Genomic DNA, 25,459 nt, shown 5'->3' on the forward strand with positions numbered 1-25,459 from the left:
CAGCAATTAACGTACGTAGTACGATTCTGCCTCATCATCACCGTCTTCAAATTCATCATCAAAGTCTTCACCTTGACCTGCCAGACGTTGTTGACGACGCATTTCACGATATGCTTCTTTCGCAGCAAGCGTTTGCTCACGTGTTTCAGCTTCAAGCTGATCACGGAACGCTTTAACTTCTGCTGCATATTCAGGATCTTCAGTTTCGCGTTCGCGCTGTTCTTCAATTTGATCCATCAGGTAGTACACAACGTCTTTAGTACCTTCAAACGTTAAACCTGAAGTTTTGAATACAGGGCCTTTCCACTGCAACTCTTCGAGAATGTGATCACACCATTCATCACGCGTTTCAGCCGCCAATTGGTCTACTTTATTGAGTACCAATACAACAGGTAATTTTGAAAGTGTTGGGGAGAATTTTTTCAACTCTTCCAAAATTGCTTTTGCATTGTACGCAGGGTCAGAACCATCAATCGGTTGAACATCTACGATGTGCAATAAAATACGTGTACGCGCCAAGTGTTTCAGGAATCGAATACCTAGACCTGCACCTTCTGCAGCCCCTTCGATTAGACCTGGAATATCCGCCATTACAAATGAACGGTGACTATCGGCATCAACCACACCTAGGTTTGGCACCATAGTGGTAAATGGATAATCTGCAACTTTTGGTTTTGCTGCTGAAACTGCACGGATAAAGGTTGATTTACCCGCATTTGGCATACCCAACAAACCAACGTCTGCGAGTACTTTTAATTCAAGACGAATTTCACGATATTCGCCTTTTGAGCCGTGTGTACATTTACGTGGAGAACGGTTGGTTGAAGATTTGAAGTGAGTATTACCCAAACCACCTTCACCACCTGCTGCCACTAACACACGCTGACCGTCAGCCACTAAGTCGCCGATGATATCGCCAGATTCTGTATCTACAATTGTTGTGCCCACTGGAACGAGCAATACGGTATCTTCACCGCCACGGCCTGAGCAGTTCGCTCCACGACCATTTTTAGCACGTTCTGCACGGAATTTACGTGTATAACGATAATCTACTAGGGTACTTGTGTCGTTGTCGGCTTGAACGTATACGTTACCGCCACGACCACCATCACCACCATCTGGACCACCAAATGGTACGAATTTTTCACGGCGAAAACTGGCTACGCCATTGCCACCGTCGCCAGCCTCTACGGTAATGACTGCTTCATCAACAAAGCGCATGTTTGCCAATCCTCTAAAAACTTTAAAACCGCTTATTCTGCCATATTTTAAAGAATTTCTCGAACAATATTATTCAGCAATACTATAAATTTCATTCATCTTGGTGCTGATGCAAATTTTTAGGAAAATCCGCACCTCGCTTGAAAATCTTTAGCTCATCATCAAAATACCTTTAATAAATGGCAAACGAATTTCACTCCCCATTTCTGAAAGCTATTTACGTGCATTTTCCTTGGCTTCAATAATTTCAGGCAAGGTTCGTTCAACCCAACCAATCAGATGCATTAACTTTTCTGCAGCCTGCGAGCCCATTAAAGTCAGTTGATATTCAACTTTGGGTGGCACGACTGGATAGACTGTCCTTAAGATAAAACCATCTTGCTCGAGCATTTTCAGCGTTTGAGCCAGCATCTTTTCGCTTACCCCTTCGATCCGCTGCTTAAGTTCACTAAAACGGTGTACCCCTTCAGTCAAACAACGTAAAACTAATACTGACCATTTATTGGTGAGATGTTCCAATATTTCTCGAGATGGACAATCTGTGGATAAAACTTGACCTAATAATTTACTTGTAGCGTATGTGTTCATTAAATCTTTCCTCAAAGTCACTAACTTACTTTTTGGTACGTACTTACATTTAGTAAGTTAACAGATTAAGATTTAACCATCAAGATTATTTATTCAACAATCAGAGGGTTTAAATATGAAAATCGCAATTACAGGTGCAACAGGTCAACTAGGCCAATTGGTCCTTCAATTTTTATTGAAAGAAACCGCGGCCGAAAACATCATCGCTTTAGTTCGCTCACCAGAAAAAGCAGCATCTCTACAAGCTCAAGGCATCGAACTTCGTCATTTTGACTATGATCAACCAGATACACTGGTTCCTGCACTACAAGGTGTCGATAAATTATTACTCATTTCCGCCAATGAAATTGGTCGTCGTACTCCACAACACAAAGCCGTAATTGATGCTGCAGTAGATGCGAAAGTTCCATATCTTGCTTATACCAGCCTGTTACGTGCAGATACGTCACCATTGGGTTTATCTCAAGAACATCGTGAAACAGAAAGTTTGATTCAAGCTAGTGGTTTAACCTATACCTTCTTACGAAATAACTGGTATGTCGAAAACTATCTTGCCGCTGTAGGGCATGTGGTTGAAACAGGTACCTTATTTGGTGCAGCAAAGGATGGAAAAATTAATGCAGCGACACGTGCTGACTATGCTGAAGCTGCTGCAAAAGTACTTACAAGCGCTGGTCATGAGAATAAAACCTATGAACTTGCAAGCTCAGACAGTTTCACATTGGCACAGCTTGCTGAAATCCTACAGCAAGTTTCAGGTCAAAATGTTCACTATCAAAATCTTACAGCAGAAGACTACACACAAGGCCTATTACAAGCTGGCTTACCTGCTGGTCTTGTAGATGTGATCGTCGATGCTGATATCAACAGCATTGACGGTGCAATGCAAAGTGATCGTAAGGACTTGGAACAGTTACTCGGTCACCCAACCACTTCTCTACGTAGTGCTGTTGAAGCTGCTTTAAAATAAGATCAAACCAACAAAAAAGCCCGAATTGATTCGGGCTTTTTTTTGAGTTAAATCTAACTTATGGATGTACATTTTTTATCGGCAAATCCATATTCATATCTAAATTTGCCTTGGTATTACGCTCTGCGTTGTACATCGTGGCATTAAAGGTTGCGATTTTTCGCATGGTCATCGGGTCATTCAGTTTTAGCTGTGGTGCAAACTGATGTACCACATGCAAATCAACTTTTTCATTAAACTCAAAATACACAGGGCCATTAAAATTAATTCGAATAGGAATGTTATAGGTTCTTTTCAAATGAAAAGGCACATCTAACTTGACAGGAATGTCCATTTTTAACGGAAATTTCGGCACGAGTTTATTTTTAATCACCAAATCTGTGGTCGCCTCAAGCGGCATCGTCTGGTTAATTTGAATATTGGTGGAATAATCAATATCCACTGAGATCGGAACCTCTACACTAAATTGCAAATCTGCCAGATATTTTCCCTTTAAGGGTAATTGCAGCTTCCGATCTAAAGCAATCTGCGTATCCAGAGTCCCAATAGACTGCGTTTGCAAATAATTACCAACGGAAATTTTGGTGGGTAGTGAATGCGACAATTGAATATCAGCATTTTTTGCACGTACTTGCATCGACGCATAAATATTTAAATACAACCAAAATAGTACCGCAACCAATAACGCAACTGCGATAAAACTCAAAATGATGCGCTTCGCCGATTGAAATATCCACATGGCTTACTCCTGAGCTTTCGCTTCAGTTTTGGCATGCTCTCTGTTGAGTCGCATTGTTTTTAGTGGAATTACTAATTCACCCTTTTTAATTTGAACCGGCAACGTATTTTGCACATCCACTGTCGCTTTTAATGCCGTCTTAATTGGAACATTTAAATTACCTTCAATAGGAATGTTGGTTTTTAAATTTGCATTTAGTGGAATATGTAGGTTTTCTTTCAGCACGGTTTTGACTGGCGCATCAAATTTTAAATGTACTTTTTGCTCCAAAGGCACATTCATATTTACTGGAATATCCAATTGTATCGGGATATCACCTTTGAGCGGCAAAGTCACATCCTGCCCCATGACTTTAACTTTCACTTTGGTATTCACAGGTAGGTTTTGATTCACTTTCAAAGTTTCACGCACTGGAATCGTGGTCTTAATCGGGACTTGATTATCAAAATACACCCGTGGCGTCAGCGTTTGAGTTAAGGGAATATTTAAATTTTCATGTATCGGAATTTCAGCATTCACCCTCCCTGTCACGTCCACATCCAAGGCATCATGAATTTTGACTTCGGCTTGTAACGGCTCTTGCAGGTCAATATTGACGTTCTGATTTTCTAGCGGGATATAAATATTAAAGTGCTTAAACACCCAAATGGCGATAAGTACACCACAGAGCGCAGCAAACACAATAAATGCCAATCCACTGAGCATGTGCTTTGCTTGCAAACTAAATTCCTTTTGCTTTTTATTTTTTACAGTCTCATTTTGAACACATTATACAAACCAGTTTGCAATTTTTTGTATTTAATTCTTTAATAATTTCATTAACTTAAAACTTGAATATTTTAGTCAGCTTTTCATTATAAATGACTCTCACTCATCTAACAGTGGCAGAAAAAACAAGAACTTTTGATGCTTTTGATCAATCCATTCGTCATCTATGCCTTAAGTTTTTACCCCTGCTCTTTAGATAAAAAAAGAGCCTCAAATGAGGCTCTTTTTTACAGCATGAACTAATTAAGCATTAGTTTCAGCAGGAACTTTTGGATAGCTTACGCCGCCCATTTGCTCAGCAATACGCAATACTTGGCAGCTATAACCCACTTCATTATCGTACCAAACATAAGCAGTTAAACGGTTACCAGAAGCGATTGTCGCTTGAGCGTCAAACACACCTGCAGTACGTGAACCGATAAAGTCAGACGATACAACTTCAGTTGAGTTTGTATAACCGATTTGACCTTGAAGGTTAGAGTTGATTGAAATTTGGCGAATGTATTCATTCACTTCTTCACGGTCAACATCTTGACCCAAAGTAAGGTTCAAAATTGCAAGAGATACGTTTGGAGTAGGTACACGTACTGAGTTACCAGTCAATTTACCTTGAAGAGCAGGAAGTGCTTTAGCAACAGCTTTAGCAGCACCTGTTTCAGTAATAACCATGTTCAATGTTGCAGCACGGCCACGACGGTCAGCTTTATGGTAGTTGTCGATTAAGTTCTGGTCATTCGTGAACGAGTGAACTGTTTCAACGTGACCATTGATCACTGTGTACTTGTCATTTAACACTTTAAGTGTTGGTGTGATCGCGTTTGTTGTACAGCTTGCAGCAGAGATGATTGTATCTTCATCAAGGATGTCTGCTTGGTTCACACCATATACAACGTTCTTCATATCACCTTTACCAGGTGCAGTTAGAATTACACGTGCAGCGCCAGCGCATTTAAGGTGCTGTGCAAGACCTTCAGAATCACGCCATTTACCTGTGTTATCGATTACAAGTGCATTGTTAATACCGTAAGCAGTGTAATCAACTTCAGATGGGTTAGACGCATAGATCACTTTGATGAAGTTACCGTTAGCAATGATTGCTTCGTTTTCTTCATCAACAGAAATCGTACCTGCGAATGGACCATGAATAGAGTCACGACGTAACAAAGACGCACGTTTTTCTAAGTCACCGTCAGATGATTTACGAACAACGATTGCTTTAAGGTTGAGACCACGACCTAGACCAGATTGGCTGATCATCAAACGTGCAAGGATACGACCAATACGACCGAAACCGTAAAGTACAACATCACGGTTTTCAACGTTAGTTGCATTGCCTTCAAGTGATTTCACAGCGTCAGCAACGAATGCGTCAACATCACCGCCTTTTTCTTTGAACTCAACAGCAAGTTTGCCAAGATCAATTTCAGCAGTACCGATGTTTTCGATTTTCGCCAAAGCTTCAAGAATTGGGAAAGTGTTCACAACTGAAAGTTCAACGTCAAGTACGCGAGTACGACGATGCGCTTTAAGAATTTGGATAACCGAACGGTTAATTAAAGAACGACCGTATACTGTAGCTACGATGTTTTTTTCACGATATAACTGACCCACTAGGGCAATCATACGTTCCGCGATTTCTTCACGGTTTTTCCAGCGACCTTGGTGCTCTGCATGTAGGGCAACGATAGTGTCTTTGCTCACAGATACGTCCTCTAATTAATTGTAAATCTAAGCATAAATTTCAAAACCCCACAATTGTAATGGAAAACTGAAAATTAATGAATCTAAAAGCAGATTTCGACAAGGTTATTTTGTTATATATTCACTATCAATTTTCAAAATAATCATGATTAGTATTATGATTTTATAGCCGAAAGTTGAAAAACCGGCTTTTTCGCAGATTTTTGTCACAAAATTTCAAATGTAGTTTTATCAACCAGATCTCTGCATATTTAGCTCAAAGATAAACGAATATTTATATTTTTCAAATTGTGGTGTTTTTTATTTTGCTCAATTTATAGTATTTTTACTGATGTTAAGCTCGTAATAATAATTTCACATTTTTAAATGATTTTTGAGACTATTCGACGGAGTCTTACATTTGAGGTTTGAATAAAGGGTTTAGCCTTCAGCTAGAGGTACTCTTACGAAACGTTGTTTCTCATTTGGCAAAATGAGAAGCGTGCTTCATAAGGAAACCATCTTGCGGAGCAATGCTCCTCACCGCAAAACTCGTTCACTACTGTCAATTTATTCAAAGTATTGCAAAAACATTTTTTATTAGAAATAACCTTGTCTTAGACAATTGAGGATAACATTACCGAGTATCGTTCTTTTATTTGGATCAAATTACGCCTCTAATGTTACTGCCTAACATTAGTTTTAAAGTCAGATCAATATTTAAAATTCTGTTAATTTTTCAGATTCTCAGCAAACTTTTCCAAATTAAAATCAAAGAAATTTACACTCAGCTCTAATATTTTCGGTAGTGCATTTAAACCATTCTCTCCAGTACTAATCGCAAAATATCTCTGATCACTAAAAGACTGCACCTTTAAGGCATTTTCACATGGCTCAAAATCGAGATTGACGAGCTGTGACGCATGTTCCTTTAGCAACATTAAAACCTGCATATAAGTTTGTCGCTTTTTTTGCTGCTGCGCTTTTAAAGCATCGGCTTCAAGGCTTTCATACTCCCCTGTTTTCGTCATGCGTTTGGAAAATCCAACATGCGCGCCATGGGCACCCGTATTTTCTACAATTACGTCTTTAGCAAAGATCTTCTGTTGATCCTCGTTCGGCTGCAAGAGCGCTTTCAACGCCGTATGAATTTGCTGTGACTGCTGATGATGTAACTCCCAATCATCTTCGTTTTGAACATGAAAAATGTGCGTACGCCGTTTCAACAAAAGCACCTGCCAAGCCTGTAGTTGAAGTCGCAGTCGCTTCAACTCCAAACTTGCCTCAAACTTAGGGCAACTACTCAAGACGTTTAGACTCGTGATGAGCTTCTGAGATATTTGCATGCTATGGAAAAATACAAAGTCATGCTGTATCTGCTCACTCAGTTGATATTGAACAGTCTGATGTAAGGGCTTCAATATCAATGTATTGAACTGCTGCTCAAAAGCAGGTAAAACCGTCGCTAATTGAGTAGCATCCTCTACATGCAGCATTAAAAGTAGATGCTTATCTACCCGTGTATGTAGTTGCTGCATTAAATTTTGTAGATCTAAATGTATAAAACCTGCAATGGATGCCAACTTTGAGACTCGAAATTTTAATTGTTCGATCTGCTGATTCTCTAAAGCAGTAGTTAAATCTATGGCCACCCCATCAAAAACGTCGTCTGCTAAGGCATCATTATGCTTTGTCGATAAAAACCGAGTTGCTGAATACTGCGTCGTCCAATCTAAATCAGGCGACAAAATATAAATAAACTCAGATGTTTGTACGATTTGTAGATATCGCGTTTTTTGTTCACGCTTTAAATAGTATTTAAAAATCGGATGTTGCCAAACCTCAGATGATTTCGGGATAGAAGCATCAAACACTTGCCCCAACACGTGTGACTTTAAGAAAATTTCGATCAAGAAAACTTTAACTTGCAGAGCGGTGAGTTGACGTGCATCACTCGGCGCAATCAAATCCATTTCACGAATGATTTGTGCGGCATTTAAAATGAAATGCTGATGTAATACATTTTTTTCATACTGTAATTCAAAATCTTCTTCTGCATCTATTTTATTGATATAGAGTAGGTTTTCTTCTAATTTTCGCGCAATTTGAATACTCTGGGTCAATATCCTAAGTTCTTCGAGCTGTATTGCCAAATACTGTGCATGCTCACGCATGACATCATATTTTAGTACTTTCATCAGCATGCCCAAATTCATCGGTATATCTCTTTGATACGACTGTGATGAAGACTCCCAACGAATACCTTTTTGCGATAACACCTGCTGTATCTGTGCTAAATTGGATTGATCAAGATCAGTGCATACTTCAGATACAATACTCCGCCAATGCTGATCCAACACAGGCTCTAGCTGTAAAAGTTTAGCGCTTTGATGAAATGGGACAACCACTGACTGCTTCCTGTATCTTGGTTCTTTAATCAATCTTTTATCGATTTCAGTTTATTTTTATCTAAAATAAATTTTTTTGTACACCATCATTCAATACTGTTCTTCCTAAACAATAAATTGAATCATGGCGTGTTTTAGTTTTCTAAGTTTAAGATTTTCTTAAAAAACAGCAAGTGTTAATTGTGAACTGATCAATTTACCGTACCAATATTTTCAGTCTAAGAATCGATTCGATCATTTAATGCTTTTACATTTTTAGCTAGCGCACGTTCATTTTGCTTTTGTTTAAACAGATGCAAGACGCCTTCTATCACCAATAACAAAACGGCACCCCAAATTGGAATATAGGTCAGCCATTCTTCTGCTTCTACTCGCTCTCCCAATGCGATCGATGCAAATGCTAACAACACAGGTTCTAAATAACTCAACAAACCAAAAATCACAAATGGCAAATAACGACTCGCCAACATATAGCTACCTAAGCCAAGCGCGCTTAGAAAACCCAGTCCTAAAACCGCCAAAATCAGATACGGGAATAACGACATCAGCGCTAAACTATCGCTATGAATAAATCCTAAATAAAAGGCTACAGGCAGAATTAAGCAAAGATCCCACCAAAAACCACCCAAATGATCGGTTTTAAAGGTACGACGTAAAAAGAAATAAATCGGATAAGCCACAGCGACATAGACAGTTTCCCACGCGATACTACCAATACGCCAAATTTCGTGGCCAACACCTAAAATTGCCAGTGCCACGGCAGCCATCTGCCATTTAGAAAGTTTTTCTTTATACAGCACACATCCGACCAGAACCATCACTAAAGGCAGTAGAAAATATCCCAAAGAAACTTCTAGTCCACGGCCATTAATCGGCCCCCACAAAAACAACCAAAGCTGTGTAGTACATAAAAAAGAACTGATGATTAACCAAATCAGAAAGATCGGCTGTTTAACCACTCGCCAAAAAATTTCACTGACTTTGTTTAAATCTTTCATCCACCACATAAATAAGGTTAAAAATGGTAAGGTCGCCAACATGCGCCATGCAAAAGTTTGCTCGCTATCTAGAGGTTTTAAAAAGATGGTAAAGAAATACAAAATACCAAAAGTGACCGATGCCAATACAGACAATGCAACGCCTTTATACATCTTTCACTCCAGTCCAAATGACTACATAATCTTGATATTTTGCTTGATCAATCAAGCTTTTCGCATGGACATTCTAGCAAATAAAAAACCATGCACAGGCATGGTTTTTTAGCATTTGTTCAAATATTTAGGTTTATGGTTTTACTGTCTGCTTGGTATGAATAATATCTGATAAGTCATAACCGACAGATTGAGCATAATTCAGATATTCCTGAATCACTTCCTGATCTGGATGAGCCGAACGAGAAAGAACCCACATATATTTACGACGTGGCTCACCCACCAAAACTGTTTGATAGTCTTCATCGGCTTTGAGTACCCAATAATCACCACGCCCCACAGGCAACCAACGAATGGCTTCTGGTAAGAAACTAACTTTTAATTTCGAGTTAAACGGTGCATTTTGTACAAATGCCTCGCCTATTGATTGCTTCTTGGTACCATCTTTAGATACACAGCGATTATTTACATTAATGTTGCCATTTTCATTTAGCGTGTAAACCGCAATCACATCACGGTCACAGCTTTTTTGAAAAACCATAGGCTTACGAGCTACTTCATACCACATACCTAAATAACGATCGAGCTCGACTTTTTCCACAGTCTGTAACGGTTTCGTCTGTGCATAGGCCATTGTGGCTGCACCCAAACCAATTAACACTGCTGCACCAAGTGCAATTTTTGCGAGTTTAAAACCAGCTTTCGGAAGATTCGTTGTTGTCATTTTTATGCCTCATTTCGCTGCAAAATTATCGATAAAATAAAGTAGATTCTTTTCTCGTGATTTTACTCTAGCGGAAAAAATTGCTCTAAAAATCATTTTCTTGTCTAAATTATGTATGTCATTCAAACAATATTCCGCATCTTGTCTAACAAAATTATGAAATCATCTGTGCTTTTAAACGCAAGATTTCATCGCGTAAACGAGCCGCTTGTTCAAACTGTAATTCCTTAGACGCTTTTAGCATTTCTTTTTCCAACTTATTCATATGTTTTGCCAGAAGTTTTGGATCCGACATCAAATGACGTTCATCTGCAGTTAATGCCTTGGCCTGATCTGAAATTTTTTCATCGATTTCATCATCTGTCAGCACTTCACCTGTATCAATATCATTGACGTTTTGACGCACTGCACTGCGTGGCGTAATGCCATGTTCAAGGTTAAATGCAATCTGTAAATTACGACGACGATCCGTTTCATCAATGGCTTTTTGCATGGAGTCAGTCATACGATCTGCATATAAAATCGCTTTACCGTTTAAGTTACGCGCTGCACGACCAATGGTTTGAATCAAAGAACGCTCAGAACGCAAGAAGCCTTCTTTGTCTGCATCTAAAATGGCGACTAGAGACACTTCTGGCATATCTAAGCCTTCGCGCAGTAAGTTAATCCCAACAATTGCATCGTATACACCCGAACGCAATTCATGGATAATTTTAGTGCGCTCAACAGTGTCAATATCAGAATGTAAATAAGCGACCTTAATACCATATTCTTTCAAATATGAAGTTAAATCTTCTGCCATACGTTTGGTTAATGTCGTAACCAATACACGCTCATTTAAGTTTTTACGATTATTAATTTCTGACAATACATCATCCACTTGCGTTAACACTGGACGAATTTCAATTTCAGGGTCGACCAAACCTGTGGGTCGAACCACTTGCTCAACGACTTGTTCAGACTTTTCCATTTCATAATGTGCAGGCGTTGCACTGACATAAATGGTCGAAGGAATAATCCGCTCCCATTCTTCAAATTTCATTGGGCGGTTATCAAGCGCACTTGGTAAACGAAAACCGTAATTGACCAAATTTTCTTTACGTGAACGGTCTCCTTTATACATAGCCCCAATTTGCGGTACGGTAACGTGCGATTCATCAATGATTAATAAAGCATCATCAGGTACATAATCAAACAAAGTCGGAGGTGCTTCACCAGAAGGACGGCCAGACAAGTGGCGTGAATAGTTTTCAATACCGTTGGTATAGCCAAGCTGCTGCATCATCTCTAAATCATAACGTGTACGTTGTTCGATACGCTGTGCTTCGAGTAATTTATCATTTGCACGAAAGAATCCTAGTCGTTCTGCGAGTTCTTCACGAATCGTTCCAATTGCACGCTGTAAATTATCTTTAGGTGTTACATAATGGCTTTTTGGGTAAATCGTAATCCGTGGCACTTTACGCACCATTCTGCCTGTCAATGGATCAAACCATCGAACTGAATCAACTTCATCATCAAATAACTCTATTCGAATGGCATTTTGATCAGATTCAGCAGGAAAAATATCAATAATTTCACCACGAATACGGTATGTGCCCCGTAAAAATTCGAGTTCATTTCGGGTGTATTGCATTTCCACCAAACGACGAATGATGTCATCACGGCTGATACGGTCACCTTCCACGATATGCAGAAGCATACTCATATAAGCATTGGGATCACCCAGACCATAAATAGCTGAAACTGACGCTACAATAATTGCATCACGTCGCTCTAACAATGCCCGTGTTGCCGAAAGACGCATTTGGTCGATATGATCATTAATCGATGAATCTTTTTCAATAAAAGTATCTGAAGATGGAACATAGGCTTCGGGTTGATAATAGTCATAATAACTGACGAAGTATTCCACGGCATTATGCGGAAAGAAGGCTTTAAACTCGCCATAAAGCTGCGCAGCTAAAGTTTTATTATGCGCCATAATAATCGTTGGACGTTGCGTGCGTGCTATCACATTTGCCATGGTATAGGTTTTACCTGAACCTGTTACCCCTAAGAGCAACTGATCATGCATTCCTTTTTCAATCCCCTTCACCAATTTCTCAATCGCTTGAGGCTGATCACCTGCCGGCTGATATTGTGTTACCAGTTCAAAAGGCTGTTCCTGCATCACACTCTTCTTCAATTCAACAGTTTTATATGGCTTTATTATGAGGGCAAAGTTGCACAAAACAACGCTAAATTTATGTAAATACCAGAGGCGTGTACAGACTGTAAAATTATAATTCAACATAACCCCATAGATTTTTCTCATGTTTGAAAAATAATTCGCCTGATTTCGCATGTTTTTCTTGAGGAAACTCTTGGCTCTAAAAAAACTCAGGAATAAAGCGTTCATTTATCCCTTATTGATACTTGACCTATGTAAATTTCACCTGCAACATGAACAAAAGGACGCCACAGATCAAACTTATGACTTACCAATATCATGACGAAAGTATTGTTAAAAACCTACCCGAAGATACTATTTTTGTTTTTGGCAGCAATATGGCAGGTCAACATACTGGCGGTGCAGCGCGTACTGCCCTAGAGCATTTTGGTGCAATGAATGGTATTGGTCGTGGATGGGCTGGTCAAAGTTTTGCTATTCCAACAATGAATGAGCATTTACAACAAATGCCATTGTCTCAGATTCAACATTATGTTGATGATTTTAAAATCTATACCAAGAATCATCCGAAGACCAAATATTTCATTACTTCGATTGGCTGTGGTGTCGCTGGCTATAAAGTTGAAGAAATTGCTCCCATGTTTAAGGGGATTTCCAGAAATGTTATTTTTCCAATTTCATTCCGTCCTTTCGTTGAAAAAGCTTTACCTAAACTTACTTCGAAACTTCTACATACAATTTTTCAAGACTCGGTAATTTTTGCACCTTCGGCAGATGAATTGGTTGATGTTCTGGCCTTAACAGATAATGAAAAAAGTCTTGCAAAAATTGTGCTGAATACCCAAATGTACCCGACAGATAGCAATGGTCGTGACCGTATTTTTGAAATTGAAGATATTTTGCATGCATTGAATGGGAAAATATTTGAGTTTCAAAGCAACTCAGAAGGCCCAATGATGTTTGGCGGTGTCATTTTAGCCCTACTTGAACTGTACAATATTAATGAAAAAGATTTTATTGATGTTTGGAAAGCTGAACGTGAAATCGCTGCACCAAAGCCTGAAAATAAAGCTCGTAAAGCCAGCCGCTAAAGACTATTTTCACCTCATTTCCCCCCAAAAAAGCCAAAGTCTACATTGGCTTTTTATCTAAGGTGGATTAATGACTTTTAGCGACTTAAGTCACATTAAAAATAAAGTTTATTTTACATATCACATTATTTTAATATCATTTTTTTCGTCTTATACTACATGCTGTAATTATCATGAAGAATGACGAGCACATAAAATAGACATGCTAGATTCTCCTTTTTTTGAGCTATCCCCCATTGCCATGTGGCTTGAAGATTACAGTGAAGTCAAAAAACAATTTGATCTCTGGCGTCAGCAAGGTGTGCAGGATCTCTCCACTTTTCTTCAACAAGATGAATCACGTATTCTGCAATGTGCAAGAAAAATAAAAATCTTACAGGTCAACACAAAAACGTTAGAACTGTATCAAGCACGTGACTTTGAACATTTATGTCAAAACCTTGATTTAGTTTTTCAGGCGGAGATGTGTCAAACACACATTAGAGAGTTGGTTGCATTGTGGAATGGTGAAACGCATTTTTCCCATTCTGCCGTGAACTATACGCTCAGTGGACAACGCCTAGACATTCAACTCAAGGGCATCGTGCTACCGAGTCATGAGCAGGATTTATCAGCAGTCTTAATTACAACTGAAGATATCACGTCTTATACCGAAGCTTGCCGTTTACAAGAACAAAGTCGTCATTTAGCGGAAGCGCGTTTCCATTATTCGCCAACCTCTCTTTGGGTAGAAGATTTCAGCCGGATTAAAATAAAATTAGATCAGCTTCGCGCTTTAGGTATAGAAGATTTTGTGACATTTTTGGATGTTCACCCCGATTTTGTACAAGAGTGTATTAAGGAAATATTGATCGTTGACGTTAATCAGGCCACCCTTGATTTGTTTGGCGCTTCGGACAAAGAAATATTGCTCAAAAATGTACATAAAGTGTTTGCCAAAGAAATGCTGCAAACATTTAAAGAACAACTGATTGAACTTTGGAATGGCAATCTACATCATCAACATGAAGCCGTAAATTATGCACTTGATGGCAGTATTCGCCACGTCTTACTACAATTTACTGTATTTCCCGATTATCTCGACGACTGGAGCACCGTGCAGGTTGCCTTAACCGATATTACCGCACGTAAAAAGGCTGAAAATTATCTTGAGTATTTAGGTAAGCACGACGTACTGACCAAACTCTATAATCGTTCATTTTATATCGCAGAACTCAAGCGTCTTGAACGCAATCAATTACGTCCTGTTTCTTGTATTTTTATGGATTTAAATGGACTAAAAGAACTCAATGACAGTATTGGGCACGATGCTGGTGACAGTATCCTCAGACGTCTAGGCAACATTCTTAACCAACTTATTCAGCATACGCCCTATTCTGCTTCGCGCATTGGCGGTGATGAATTTGTCATTCTATTACCGGGTGCAGATGATGCAGCTCTGCAAAACTGCTTACAAAGTTTGAATGAGTTGTTATTGGTCGATAACCAGTTTTATTCAAATCAACCGATGAGTATATCGATTGGTTCTGCCACCAATATCTTGAATGAGCGAATGGAAGATATGCTTAAACGTGCTGATCTTGGCATGTATCGTCAGAAGAAAAAGTATTATCTCAATAAAGACCGTAGAATTCAGTCTGAAATACGCAATTAACATCAATCATTTGCAATAAAAAAGCCATGGTTTTAATCATGGCTTTTTTATTTAAATCTTTTAACGCTTACCCATCGAACGACGTGTACCGCGTGGTGGCATCCAAGTACGATCAGCATAACGCTGAGGTTTTGGACGCATATCTTCAAAGATTTCATCCGAAGCATTATCTTCAGCTTTTTTAATCGGAAAAGGCAAATTGACTAAAGCCTTTTTCTTGGGAGGGTTTTGCGTACTCATACGAATAACTCAATTGAATCTGGCGCTATTGTACAAAAAAAATGGTTTTGGTGTAAAAGGCTTTGAGTGATTAGACTCGATTGGCATATAAAGACTCAATGATCAGCTATGAATTTTATATCTATAGAGGACAACAGCACAAAACTGCTTTGAATATGGTCGTTTTAAACTATTTTATTGACCTAAACAAATAAATTCACTGTCATTTATGTCAATAAATATTGAATATTTACAAATAGATATAAGCATTTCTAAATTTCAAAAATGTTCTTTTTTTTTACACAAATACCTCATTAAAACCTTCAAACAATACAAATCATCAAGAATGTTACAGGACTATTACCTTTACTCTTGTTTTCTATAACATTTTTTACGCACTAATTTTGAATAATGGGCACTTAGAAAAATTATTATCAATTTACGGACATGGAGTCCTTTAAAATGAAAAAAAGTGTATTGTGCATTGCTGCTTCTATGGCTGCTCTACCTATGCTCAGTCATGCAGACTCACCATATTTTAGTTTAAAAGATGGCGATGGCTTCAAACGTTTTTCTGTCTCTGTTGGTGCTTTACATGTTATGCCACAAGGTAAAGCGCAGCCATTTCGTGTAAATACTGCCATCAATGAAGGCTATGAGGCAGAAGTTGGTGATGTTAAAACACAAACAGTAAAAGACAATATTCGAGAAGGATACAAAGTCCCTCCGCTGCTAGCAGGTGCCCTAAACCTTTTGGACACAGTTCCTGCTTCAATGAGTGGTAAAGCCACCATTTCAGGACTTGAACAATGGGACAATCCAGGGACAGGTCTTGAAGCAGACGACGTCACCACGCTTGGGATCATGACCAACTATTTCTTCACTGACAATGTATCACTAGAAATGAAAGCGGGTATTCCGCCAAAAGTTGATTTACAAGGCTCAGGGAAAATTTATGCACCATTTTCTGCCATTGCAAAACCACTAGGCGGTGCACTGGGAAATCTTGAACTTGAAAATGATATTTTCATTACCGACTTAGGCGCACATGGTGCAGCAGCTTCTGCACGTGCATGGACTCCGGCTGCTGAAATCCAATATCACTTTGGTAAAACTGGCGTCAATAAATTCCGTCCCTATGTGGGTCTAGGCGTGATGTATGCCTACTTCAATGAATTGGAAATGAATCCACAAATTGAGAAAGATTTGATTGCCGCAGGTCACATGATTGCCAACATTAAAGAAGGTAATGCAGGCGCCTCTTTGGAAGGAAAACCAAGTAAGGCAAACCCAAAAGTTGATTTAGAGGCAACTGATGTATTTGCTCCGGTTGCGACGGTGGGCTTCACGTATGATTTCAATGACAAATGGTTTGCTGTAGGTTCTGTCAGCTATGCACACCTACAGAATGAAACCACCATTACCGTTACAGATGCGACACATGGTGAACTGATCAAATCTAAAGCCGATATTGAAGTAAATCCAATTCTTGCGTATGCAGGTATCGGTATGCGTTTCTAATTAATAACCTAAATATAAAAAGACGGCTACTGCCGTCTTTTTTATTAGGCTATATATGGTCTTTTATTTTGAAATATCTTTTCAATCTCATTTAGACACTTTTGAATTTCTGCTGTGTCAATTTCCTTTATTCATCCATAGTTATCTATAAAAAAAATTTATTGTTTGGTGAATTAAATTTAATCGCAACTCTGCGTTTATTCGAATACCATTGGATTAAATTTAAAGAATGTAGCCTGCTGTATGTCTGATACTCGTTTCTCAAAACCCCTGATTTACATGCTCATTGGCAGTGCTATTATTTTGGCATTGTCTTTAGGGGTGCGTCATGCTTTTGGCCTCTATCTCGTGCCGATGAGTGATGAATTCGGTTGGGGACATAACGTATTTAGCCTTGCCATTGCCATGCAAAACTTAATTTGGGGTGCTGTGCAGCCAATTACTGGGGCTTTTGCAGATAAATATGGCAGTAAGATCGTGGTCGCCGTCGGTGGTGCATTATATGCCCTCGGACTATTACTCATGGCCGTCAGCTCCACCGGTTTACTGCTTAATTTAAGCGCAGGTTTAATCCTGGGTTTGGCTCTCTCAGCCACTTCCTTTCCAGTATTACTCTCGGCCGTAGGACGTGCAGCGCATCCAGACAAACGTAGTTTAGCCATGGGTATTGCCAGTGCCGCAGGTTCTTTTGGTCAGTTCATTATGCTGCCCTCTACATTACTGCTACTGCAAAAATTGGGTTGGTCTTCGGCTTTGGTGGTCAGCGCCATTTTAATTGCGCTTATTATTCCTTTAGCTTGGATGCTAAAAGCACCAATGTATGTTGCACCAAATGCAACTAATACGCATGAAGCCTCTCTGACTTTTAAACAAATTTTGCAATTGGCTTGGGAGCATAAACCCTTTTGGTTTCTAGCACTCGGTTTCTTTGTCTGTGGCTTCCAAGTGGTGTTTATTGGCATCCATCTTCCGGGATATTTAATCGATCATGGCTTTAATGCCACTACGGGCACTATTTTCCTAGCGCTCGTTGGACTGTTTAATATTGTCGGCACCTACACAGCTGGTTGGCTCGGTGGCAAATATTCCAAACCAAAGCTGTTAATGGGACTTTATGGTTTACGAGGCATTGCCATTATTGCCTTTCTTTTGCTGCCTTTAAGTACATGGACAATCTATGCATTTGGCGTCATTATGGGTTTACTATGGCTTTCTACCGTACCGCTCACCAACGGTATAGTGGCCAATATGTTTGGCGTTAAATATCTCAGTATGCTGAGTGGTATCGTGTTCTTTACTCACCAAGTCGGTTCATTTTTTGGTGGTTGGTTGGGTGGTGTGAACCACGATATGACCGGTAACTATAATGCCATTTGGATTTTTTCGATTGTCCTGAGTATTTTTGGGGTATTGGTACATTTCATGGTTAATGAGGAAAGTGTCATTCATGACTAATTCAACATTATGGTTTCGACTCAGTATTGCCCTCAGTATTCTGGCCTTGTTGGCCTTATCCATCGGCTTATGGAGCCAAACGCCTGAATTATTCGAATACTTTAACCAAGCGTTTTGTGCACATTAAAGACGCATAGAAGCCTTAATTCCAATTCAAACTGCTGTTTTATCAACACTACAACAGCAGTTTTTTAGCTATTTTCTCCACGATTCAATAAAAGCTGCATTTTCAGCATATTAGTATTAATAATAAGTTTTTTCATAAACTTAGCTTATTTTTTAATTTTCCAACCTGCACTTTCTTCCTTAGATTAAGTCTCAATAAAGAACAATTTGAGAACTTATGAAATGACCGCATTAACTCAACTTTCACAAGCCATCCATGATGCTCCGCGTTGGCATCAAGCAGAACATTTTCAAGATGGCAATGAAATTCGTATTGAAGTGCAACATGACCAAGCTTTGGGGGCCGTGGTTTATGGTTTAGATGCGCGTAAAGCACAGTCTGGGGAAACCATCTACCGTTTAAAACAAGCGCTGGCAGAACACTTGATTTTAATTTTTAAACATCAAAGTCTAGATGATTTACAGTATCTCGCGTTTGCAAGCTACTTCGGTTCAATTTTCCGTCCTGGTGCAGATATTCCTGTGCTAGCATCACAAGATGACACCGGTACACCACCAGACGTCGTACCTGTGTCAAATGCAGTCGGTAAAGGAGACTATACTGGACATGGTGAATTGGCTGCGCATGCAGACCATCAGTGGACTCCACTGCCATCATTTGGTTCATTACTCTATGCCATTGAACTGCCACAAGACGGTGGACAAACCTCATGGTATAACACCATTAAAGCCTATGAAGCTTTAGATGAAGCGACACAAAAACATTTAGACCAACTTCAACTCATTACCTACAACCCATTTGTCCGTGCCAAAAATAATAAAAGCACAACTGGATATGGCGCTACACCGCTTTACCGTTTCAAAGACCAACCGATTGTTGGACATGCCTATCCACATCCGCTTGTACGTACCCATCCAGAAAGTGGTCGTAAAGGGCTGTGGTTAAATGAACGATCTGAAGTGGAATTGGTTCACTACGATGATCAGTCGGGCAGTGAATTGATTGCATCTTTACGTGAACATTTATTGAAACCTGAGTTTCGATATGAACATCAATGGGAAGAAGGTGACATTGTGTTTTGGGATAACCAAGCCACTTTACACTCACGCCGCCCTTTCCCTTCAGACCAACGCCGCTTATTAAAGCGAATTAGCCTAGCAGGAGGACGACCATACTAATGTTGAACTTCATGCCAACAATAAAAAATAAATAACCCAGCAAAATCCGTGTTTGAGCAATAACTCCAAATAATTAAAATTTTAAAACAATAAGAACACTGCTCAAATTACGGATGATCTATATCTAATGCCTTAAAACCTGAAATTAAATGATCTAACATCGCACGCACACCCGGCAGCATGCCTTGTCGTGTCGCGTAGGCAACATGGATGACCCCTTGCGGCAATTGCCATTCAGGAAATAGCTCTATTAACTCACCACTTTTTAAAGCATCACGTACAAACACTTTGGGCAAAGATGCGATTCCTACGCCAGAAAGAGCAGCCGAAATCATCGCACTAAAACTGTCAGTTCTTAAGCGTGGATGAAATTCAATTTGTTGGGTTTCACTTTTTTCACGATGTCGGAAATCCCAAAAATGTTTAGGCCGATCAAAACCAATACACGGAAAATTTTGAATCTCAGCCAATTGCTGTGGTATTTCACGCTCGAAGAAAAGTTGTGGCGATGCCACCAAAACATGATCCCAAGCATCTAAATCTCGAACGATCAAATCACTATCCATTAAAGGCATATTACGAACACGAATTGCTAAATCTACGCCTTCCTCAATGACATCAACCCGATGATTGGTCGCCATCAGATGCACACTGATGTCTGGATATTGCTGCATAAAATCAGTGACCATTTTGGCAACAGGCATTTCCACCAAAGCCACAGGACAAGAGATTTTAATTTGGCCACAGAGTTGGTCATTCAACGTACTAAGCACAAAGTTTTCCGTTTCGCTGACTTCCTCTAAAATTTTTAAGCAATGCAAATAGAACTGTTGTCCTATTTCAGTTACTGTAAATTTACGCGTATTACGCTGAATCAGACGCACCCCCAAACGGGTCTCTAATTCTGTGATACGGCGTGATAGTTTAGATTTTGTAATACCCAATGCTTCACTGGCTTTGGTATAACCTTGGTATTTCACCACTTGCACGAAATAGTAATAGTCATTTAAATTTTGCATGATTGTTTCATTTTTAGAATAATCTATTGAGTTTTTCGCCCTGTCATTCCCTCACTATACCTCAATAATAGATCTCAGAAGCAATAAATTGAGGGCTGAATTATGAATTCAATCAAACGTGTTTATCATAGTGATCGTAGGACTTGGGTGGGCGATGGCTTCCCAACAAACTCTATGCTCCCTATGCAAGAAATGGGCAATCAAACCAGTCCATTCCTCGTTATGGGCTATACCAGCCAATATCATTTCTCTCCAAGTCATCATCAACGTGGTGTTGGGTCACATCCACATCGTGGCTTTGAAACAGTAACCATTGTTTATGAAGGAGAATTGGAGCATTTTGACTCTAAAGGAAATCACGGCAGCATTGCCAAAGACGAAGTGCAATGGATGACTGCGGGTCGAGGCATTATGCATGAAGAACACCATTCTAAAGATTTTGCCAAAACTGGCGGAAATTTAGACATGGTACAACTTTGGGTCAATTTACCTAGTCATGCCAAAATGACTGAACCTCGCTATCAAGAACTGACAACAGCCAATATTGCTGAAGTAAAGCTTGCACAAAATGCAGGCGTGGTACGCGTCATTGCTGGCCAATTTGAAGATACATTGGGCGCCGCTGAAACCTTTAGCCCGATGAATGTATTGGATGTGCGCTTGAATGCAAATGCTGAACAGGAATTTTCATTCAACCCACAGTGGAATAACATGATTTTTGTATTAAGTGGGGCGATCGAAATTGAAGGTCAACGCTTTGATGCGAAACAGACTTTATATGTCAGTGACCAAGTATCGTCCTTGAAACTTAAATCTTTTGAAGCAACCAAACTGCTTATTTTAAGTGGTGAAGCTTTAAATGAACCCATTGCGGCACATGGACCATTCGTCATGAATACTGAAGATGAAATACGTCAGGCATTTTATGATTTTCAACATGGTCATTTTGCTTAAATATTTCCACGATAAAGTCCCAATAAAAAAACCGCATTCTGGCGGTTTTTTTATATCTATGTTGGTATGAATTACGCATCACGCTTTCAACAGATTATTGCGTGACTTTTTGATAAAACGCATCAATTGCATTGATCATTTGCTCAAGTCCCGGCTGTTCCAAAGGATAATGTCCTGCATTTTTCAACAGCACGACATCGACTGGAACTTGGTGAATCCGTGCTAAAAATGGCTGACTTAAAGCCAGAGGCGTCCAGCGGTCTTGTTCAGGCTGCGTCAGTAGAATTGGGCAGACATTAAACTGCTCCGGTGGCGTATCATTTTTATAATATAAATACGAATCTAGAAATTTAACCGATACACTATTCCCTGCGGATGTTTTATCTTTTAAGAAGACTTGCAATGCTGCGTCATTATTCACCAAGCGATGCATTTTACTTACCCAACGCATCGGCATTGGCATTGCTGAAAATGGTGTATGTGCTGTCACATGAGCCAGTGGGCTGCCCACGCGGCTCATAAATTTATTCAAAGAGACTTGATCACGCACAGTTTTATTTGAAGTGTCTAGAAAGGTCATACCGACGATACCTTTCACCTTTTTATTTTTTGCCGCCACGTGATAGGTCAACATACCACCTGCACTAAGCCCATACAAAACGATAGGACGATGATCTTTTTGTAGCTCGGCTTCAATGAGGTCATTACCTGCTTGAACCCAATCATCATAACGAATTTTTGAGCCCTTTTTGACTTGGGTGAGGCCATAACCGGGCATATCAATAGCGATAGTTTCATAGCCACGTTGTGCCAAAGGATGACCCAAAATCATCGACATTTGTCGACCATTTGTTCCCACACCATGAAACAGAATCACCTTCACTTTTGCCTGTGGCTGCCGATAAGTATCTAAGTGAACAGTATGACCCTGCCAACTCCACCACTCTTCTTTGGGTCGCTGCGTTTCATCTAAATGGTATTCTTTGGGTAGATAGTGCTGAATGCCCTCCCAACTGTTTTGATCTGTATAACTTGCTAATGCTTGTGAAGCAAGTAGCTGATCATCTGCAAATGCCATGATTGAAAGTAACGATGCAATGCCACTCATCAACCACTTCAATAAAGCGCTCAAAATTTCTGATAAGGTGTCTGATTTTGGAGAAGTCATTTTTAGACAATTTTTTATGTGTATGTGCTGATGCTAATCAGCGGCGGAAACCGACGCCATGTGCATGTGGGACAGCACTATGTCACTTCGTCCAATTATCTTTTTCCCTGCTAAGCACTTCAAAATATTTTTGAAGCAGGATTTACATACTCCTGCAATAATCAGCCTTTAAGATCTTTTAACTTTCATACTTTTATCCTTTAGAAATTCATAACCTTACTTTTGATTTTAAATATTGGTAACGCATGAGCCAGTCCAAACCACAACGAAACCTTGTCATCTTTCTCACCTTTTTAAGATTAGGGTGTATTGCATTTGGTGGACCTGCGGCACATTTGGTGTTGTTTTTTCAATATTTTGTGAAACAAGAAAAATGGATAACAGAGCATGAATATGCGCATTTGCTTGCCTTGGCTCAAGTCCTTCCAGGCCCAACAAGTAGCCAGCTCGGCATGGCGATTGGATTTCAACTCAACCGCTATCAAGGTGCTTGTTTTGCATGGTTAGGATTTACTTTACCTTCAGCCCTGCTGATGTATGCCGCGGCCACTTTAAGTATAAAACTCAGTAATCAACTCTCAACTTTATTCTTTCATGTTATTCAGTTAATTGTACTAGCCGTTGTTGCATGGGCATTTTGGCAAATGATGCGAAGCTTCTGTAAAACAAAATTTCAGTATCTAGTCATGCTTTTAGCTGCATTTTTTATTTATTTCTTTCAATTTTCTCTAAATCAAGTTTTGGTGATTTTATGCGCTGCAATTATCGGTTTAGTTTTATCGTCAAATCTATTACGCAGCCAAAAGCCAAATATCGCCGAAACAGTTCCACCCAAACATGACAATGTTAGCCGGAATGCACATGAAAATACTTGCACCTCTTGGTTATGGCTTCTCGCCTTTATCAGCCCTTTTTTCGTTCTGCCATTCTTCGATATACAACACAGCAGTGTCTTGGCATTTAGCTTAGAAAGCTTCTACCGCACAGCGTCCCTAGTCTTTGGTGGTGGACATATTATTTTGCCATTTTTACATCAGGACTTTGTCTCTACAGGACTGATCAGTAATGAAAATTTTGACTTAGGCTATGCCCTTGCACAACTCATGCCGGGGCCTTTGTTTAGTTTCGCCGCCTATCTCGGCACACTTTTACCCATGACTGATGCGCCAATCTTGAATGCCGCACTCGCGACGTTAGCGATATTTTTACCATCATTTTTACTACTGTTTGGCTTATTGCCCTATTGGAATAAGTTGATGAAATACCCGATGCTTTTTGGCACCTTAAAAATGATCAATGCGGCTGTCGTCGGTCTATTACTGTGCCTACTATTTCAAATGGGCCAGAAATACATCATTCAATGGACGGACTTTATATTTGTTGCCGTCGTTATTGCTTTACTTCGCAGCAAGCTGCCAGTCTGGTTTAGCTTAATAAGCAGTTTTATCGGCTATTATGCTTTTTTAACTTTTCTACCTTTTTAAACTTAAGCAAAAAAACTATAGCTAAAGGAATAATCTAATCCTCATCGATTAAGCTTGCGCCCTTGACCACGGTCTTCCCCTCGACTTGATCTAGTTGATAATGCTGCACATCACTATACTGTTTGATCATTTCAACCAGTTCATTGGAATGTGTGGTCAACCAAAGCTGCGTATAGCGACTTGCTTCGGCAATCAGCATCGCCAAGGCAGGTAATAAATCGGGATGTAAGCTATTTTCTGGCTCATTCAGTGCCATAAAATTTGGGGGTCTTGGACTCAATAAAGCCACAGCTAAACACAAAAACCGTAAAGTCCCATCTGAAAATTCGGCACTTTCCAAAGGTCTTAAGATCCCTTGCTTTTGCATCATCATTTGAAAGCGCCCACCCATTTCCTGCACATAAAATTGGGTCTGCGGAAAGGCTTTTTCTAGTACTTCAAACAAGGTTTCACTGTTGCCCCGCTCACGCAAGGTTTCAAAAGCCGCAGCTAAATTTGTACCATCATGCGCTAAAACTGGCGAACGAATGCCCACCTGTGGGACACGGATCGGTGAATTTCCACTGACAGAAAACTCATGATAAAAGCGCCAGTTTTTCATGGTCTCACGCACTTGTGAAACTTCGGGATATAAGTGTGGATCGGACAATTGTCCAAACACCGACTCTTCTGGTGTTAATGCCATCGGATAAGCAATCCGTTCTTCATCAACATTTTTAAGAAATGCCGCTTGGTTGGTTCTTTCCAACAACTCACTCATTTTTCGACGTTGATAGCCGCTTAACCAAATCCCTTCAACTTTGACCAAAGGATCGAGTGCAAACAAGGTGATGAGCGGTTCAGGAAAACCAATTTCAAGTTGATATTCATAATGTTCCATGTCCACCGCAAGCTTCATGCGCTTAGGATCTTTCGATCGATCACCCGCACGGTGACCACCTGCCCACATGATTTTTTGAATCCCGCCTTCATTTGCAATGGCTTGGGATAATTGACCATTTGCAGCTTCATGCAAGAGACGTACTGCTTTATATAGATTGGATTTACCACAACCATTCGGACCACTGACGATATTCAGACGCGACAAGGTCAAATTCATATGATGAATAGATCGAAAACCTTGAATGGTCACTGAACGGATCGTCATAAGCTACCTAAAATGAGTTG

General features: G+C 39.8%; 22 protein-coding genes. 9 read left to right on the forward strand and 13 right to left on the reverse strand.

Annotated elements, in window-relative coordinates; all coding sequences use genetic code 11:
- Positions 1-6: 6 nt before the first annotated feature.
- Together cgtA and AC25JC_RS04465 are read right to left on the reverse strand one after the other, a co-directional pair.
- Complete coding sequence (gene cgtA / locus AC25JC_RS04460; protein ID WP_078190204.1) at positions 7-1,221, reverse strand: Obg family GTPase CgtA; 1,215 nt, start codon at positions 1,219-1,221, stop codon at positions 7-9.
- Positions 1,222-1,434: 213 nt separating this feature from the next.
- Positions 1,435-1,809: a winged helix-turn-helix transcriptional regulator gene (locus tag AC25JC_RS04465; RefSeq protein ID WP_078191873.1), complete on the reverse strand. Its 375-nt coding sequence runs from the start codon at positions 1,807-1,809 to the stop codon at positions 1,435-1,437.
- Between the two features lie 115 nt (positions 1,810-1,924).
- Here AC25JC_RS04465 and AC25JC_RS04470 point away from each other — a divergent pair, with 115 nt between their 5' ends.
- A complete protein-coding gene (locus AC25JC_RS04470) occupies positions 1,925-2,779 on the forward strand; it encodes an SDR family oxidoreductase (RefSeq protein ID WP_486923529.1) in 855 nt (284 codons plus the stop codon).
- 58 nt (positions 2,780-2,837) lie between these two features.
- Here AC25JC_RS04470 and AC25JC_RS04475 read toward each other — a convergent pair whose 3' ends face one another.
- From AC25JC_RS04475 to uvrB, 7 genes are all read right to left on the reverse strand, one after another.
- On the reverse strand, positions 2,838-3,518 hold the full coding sequence (locus AC25JC_RS04475) for a hypothetical protein (protein WP_078190209.1): 681 nt from the start codon (positions 3,516-3,518) through the stop codon (positions 2,838-2,840).
- A 3-nt stretch (positions 3,519-3,521) separates the two neighbouring features.
- Complete coding sequence (locus AC25JC_RS04480) at positions 3,522-4,223, reverse strand: MFS transporter (RefSeq protein WP_143221649.1); 702 nt, start codon at positions 4,221-4,223, stop codon at positions 3,522-3,524.
- Positions 4,224-4,529: 306 nt separating this feature from the next.
- A complete protein-coding gene (locus AC25JC_RS04485; protein ID WP_111885541.1) occupies positions 4,530-5,987 on the reverse strand; it encodes a glyceraldehyde-3-phosphate dehydrogenase in 1,458 nt (485 codons plus the stop codon).
- Between the two features lie 710 nt (positions 5,988-6,697).
- On the reverse strand, positions 6,698-8,374 hold the full coding sequence (locus tag AC25JC_RS04490) for a hypothetical protein (RefSeq protein WP_180115045.1): 1,677 nt from the start codon (positions 8,372-8,374) through the stop codon (positions 6,698-6,700).
- A gap of 218 nt (positions 8,375-8,592) precedes the next feature.
- Positions 8,593-9,525: an EamA family transporter RarD gene (rarD, locus tag AC25JC_RS04495; protein WP_078191878.1), complete on the reverse strand. Its 933-nt coding sequence runs from the start codon at positions 9,523-9,525 to the stop codon at positions 8,593-8,595.
- 133 nt (positions 9,526-9,658) lie between these two features.
- Positions 9,659-10,249, reverse strand: a complete 591-nt coding sequence (locus AC25JC_RS04500; RefSeq protein ID WP_180063384.1) for a lipocalin family protein — start codon at positions 10,247-10,249, stop codon at positions 9,659-9,661.
- Positions 10,250-10,403: 154 nt separating this feature from the next.
- A complete protein-coding gene (gene uvrB, locus AC25JC_RS04505) occupies positions 10,404-12,425 on the reverse strand; it encodes an excinuclease ABC subunit UvrB (RefSeq protein WP_180065654.1) in 2,022 nt (673 codons plus the stop codon).
- 299 nt (positions 12,426-12,724) lie between these two features.
- Here uvrB and AC25JC_RS04510 point away from each other — a divergent pair, with 299 nt between their 5' ends.
- Both AC25JC_RS04510 and AC25JC_RS04515 read left to right on the forward strand, forming a co-directional pair.
- Entirely contained in the window at positions 12,725-13,513 is a 789-nt protein-coding gene (locus tag AC25JC_RS04510) for an A1S_2505 family phage non-structural protein (protein WP_180023438.1), read from the forward strand.
- 196 nt (positions 13,514-13,709) lie between these two features.
- Entirely contained in the window at positions 13,710-15,167 is a 1,458-nt protein-coding gene (locus AC25JC_RS04515) for a sensor domain-containing diguanylate cyclase (RefSeq protein ID WP_249680320.1), read from the forward strand.
- 60 nt (positions 15,168-15,227) lie between these two features.
- On the opposite strand, the gene AC25JC_RS04520 is transcribed toward AC25JC_RS04515, so the two are convergent.
- Entirely contained in the window at positions 15,228-15,407 is a 180-nt protein-coding gene (locus AC25JC_RS04520; protein WP_078190224.1) for a hypothetical protein, read from the reverse strand.
- Between the two features lie 441 nt (positions 15,408-15,848).
- Here AC25JC_RS04520 and AC25JC_RS04525 point away from each other — a divergent pair, with 441 nt between their 5' ends.
- From AC25JC_RS04525 to AC25JC_RS04540, 4 genes are all read left to right on the forward strand, one after another.
- On the forward strand, positions 15,849-16,907 hold the full coding sequence (locus tag AC25JC_RS04525; protein WP_180035627.1) for an OmpW/AlkL family protein: 1,059 nt from the start codon (positions 15,849-15,851) through the stop codon (positions 16,905-16,907).
- Between the two features lie 243 nt (positions 16,908-17,150).
- Positions 17,151-18,362: an MFS transporter gene (locus AC25JC_RS04530; RefSeq protein WP_180122536.1), complete on the forward strand. Its 1,212-nt coding sequence runs from the start codon at positions 17,151-17,153 to the stop codon at positions 18,360-18,362.
- Positions 18,355-18,489 (forward strand): hypothetical protein, encoded by a 135-nt coding sequence (locus tag AC25JC_RS04535; RefSeq protein WP_257223842.1) that lies wholly within the window; start codon positions 18,355-18,357, stop codon positions 18,487-18,489. Before AC25JC_RS04530 ends, AC25JC_RS04535 begins: the two co-directional genes overlap by 8 nt.
- 221 nt (positions 18,490-18,710) lie before the next feature.
- On the forward strand, positions 18,711-19,667 hold the full coding sequence (locus tag AC25JC_RS04540; protein WP_486923530.1) for a TauD/TfdA dioxygenase family protein: 957 nt from the start codon (positions 18,711-18,713) through the stop codon (positions 19,665-19,667).
- 107 nt (positions 19,668-19,774) lie between these two features.
- Here the strand turns inward: AC25JC_RS04540 and AC25JC_RS04545 are convergent, their stop codons facing one another.
- Positions 19,775-20,686: a LysR substrate-binding domain-containing protein gene (locus tag AC25JC_RS04545; protein WP_180101909.1), complete on the reverse strand. Its 912-nt coding sequence runs from the start codon at positions 20,684-20,686 to the stop codon at positions 19,775-19,777.
- A gap of 102 nt (positions 20,687-20,788) precedes the next feature.
- Here AC25JC_RS04545 and AC25JC_RS04550 point away from each other — a divergent pair, with 102 nt between their 5' ends.
- Positions 20,789-21,640, forward strand: coding sequence for a pirin family protein (locus tag AC25JC_RS04550; protein WP_486923531.1), 852 nt, complete (start codon positions 20,789-20,791; stop codon positions 21,638-21,640).
- A 94-nt stretch (positions 21,641-21,734) separates the two neighbouring features.
- On the opposite strand, the gene AC25JC_RS04555 is transcribed toward AC25JC_RS04550, so the two are convergent.
- A complete protein-coding gene (locus AC25JC_RS04555; protein ID WP_486923539.1) occupies positions 21,735-22,718 on the reverse strand; it encodes an alpha/beta hydrolase in 984 nt (327 codons plus the stop codon).
- Positions 22,719-23,053: 335 nt separating this feature from the next.
- Between AC25JC_RS04555 and chrA the strand changes: the two genes are divergently transcribed.
- Positions 23,054-24,292, forward strand: a complete 1,239-nt coding sequence (chrA, locus tag AC25JC_RS04560; RefSeq protein WP_249680282.1) for a chromate efflux transporter — start codon at positions 23,054-23,056, stop codon at positions 24,290-24,292.
- A 34-nt stretch (positions 24,293-24,326) separates the two neighbouring features.
- Here chrA and AC25JC_RS04565 read toward each other — a convergent pair whose 3' ends face one another.
- Positions 24,327-25,439 carry an AAA family ATPase gene (locus AC25JC_RS04565; RefSeq protein ID WP_180110053.1) on the reverse strand — a complete coding sequence of 371 codons (1,113 nt, stop codon included), beginning with the start codon at positions 25,437-25,439 and terminating at the stop codon, positions 24,327-24,329.
- Between the last annotated feature and the right edge of the window lie 20 nt (positions 25,440-25,459).

Source organism: Acinetobacter sp. P37 (assembly GCF_057480965.1).

Excerpts from the sequence above, each read along its gene's own strand:
- cgtA (WP_078190204.1), bottom strand. The coding sequence starts at position 1,221 with ATGCGCTTTGTTGATGAAGCAGTCATTACCGTAGAGGCTGGCGACGGT.
- AC25JC_RS04465 (WP_078191873.1), bottom strand. The coding sequence starts at position 1,809 with ATGAACACATACGCTACAAGTAAATTATTAGGTCAAGTTTTATCCACA.
- AC25JC_RS04470 (WP_486923529.1), top strand. The coding sequence starts at position 1,925 with ATGAAAATCGCAATTACAGGTGCAACAGGTCAACTAGGCCAATTGGTC.
- AC25JC_RS04475 (WP_078190209.1), bottom strand. The coding sequence starts at position 3,518 with ATGTGGATATTTCAATCGGCGAAGCGCATCATTTTGAGTTTTATCGCA.
- AC25JC_RS04480 (WP_143221649.1), bottom strand. The coding sequence starts at position 4,223 with ATGCTCAGTGGATTGGCATTTATTGTGTTTGCTGCGCTCTGTGGTGTA.
- rarD (WP_078191878.1), bottom strand. The coding sequence starts at position 9,525 with ATGTATAAAGGCGTTGCATTGTCTGTATTGGCATCGGTCACTTTTGGT.
- AC25JC_RS04500 (WP_180063384.1), bottom strand. The coding sequence starts at position 10,249 with ATGACAACAACGAATCTTCCGAAAGCTGGTTTTAAACTCGCAAAAATT.
- AC25JC_RS04510 (WP_180023438.1), top strand. The coding sequence starts at position 12,725 with ATGACTTACCAATATCATGACGAAAGTATTGTTAAAAACCTACCCGAA.
- AC25JC_RS04520 (WP_078190224.1), bottom strand. The coding sequence starts at position 15,407 with ATGAGTACGCAAAACCCTCCCAAGAAAAAGGCTTTAGTCAATTTGCCT.
- AC25JC_RS04525 (WP_180035627.1), top strand. The coding sequence starts at position 15,849 with ATGAAAAAAAGTGTATTGTGCATTGCTGCTTCTATGGCTGCTCTACCT.
- AC25JC_RS04530 (WP_180122536.1), top strand. The coding sequence starts at position 17,151 with ATGTCTGATACTCGTTTCTCAAAACCCCTGATTTACATGCTCATTGGC.
- AC25JC_RS04535 (WP_257223842.1), top strand. The coding sequence starts at position 18,355 with ATGACTAATTCAACATTATGGTTTCGACTCAGTATTGCCCTCAGTATT.
- AC25JC_RS04540 (WP_486923530.1), top strand. The coding sequence starts at position 18,711 with ATGACCGCATTAACTCAACTTTCACAAGCCATCCATGATGCTCCGCGT.
- AC25JC_RS04545 (WP_180101909.1), bottom strand. The coding sequence starts at position 20,686 with ATGCAAAATTTAAATGACTATTACTATTTCGTGCAAGTGGTGAAATAC.
- AC25JC_RS04550 (WP_486923531.1), top strand. The coding sequence starts at position 20,789 with ATGAATTCAATCAAACGTGTTTATCATAGTGATCGTAGGACTTGGGTG.
- AC25JC_RS04555 (WP_486923539.1), bottom strand. The coding sequence starts at position 22,718 with ATGGCATTTGCAGATGATCAGCTACTTGCTTCACAAGCATTAGCAAGT.
- chrA (WP_249680282.1), top strand. The coding sequence starts at position 23,054 with ATGAGCCAGTCCAAACCACAACGAAACCTTGTCATCTTTCTCACCTTT.
- AC25JC_RS04565 (WP_180110053.1), bottom strand. The coding sequence starts at position 25,439 with ATGACGATCCGTTCAGTGACCATTCAAGGTTTTCGATCTATTCATCAT.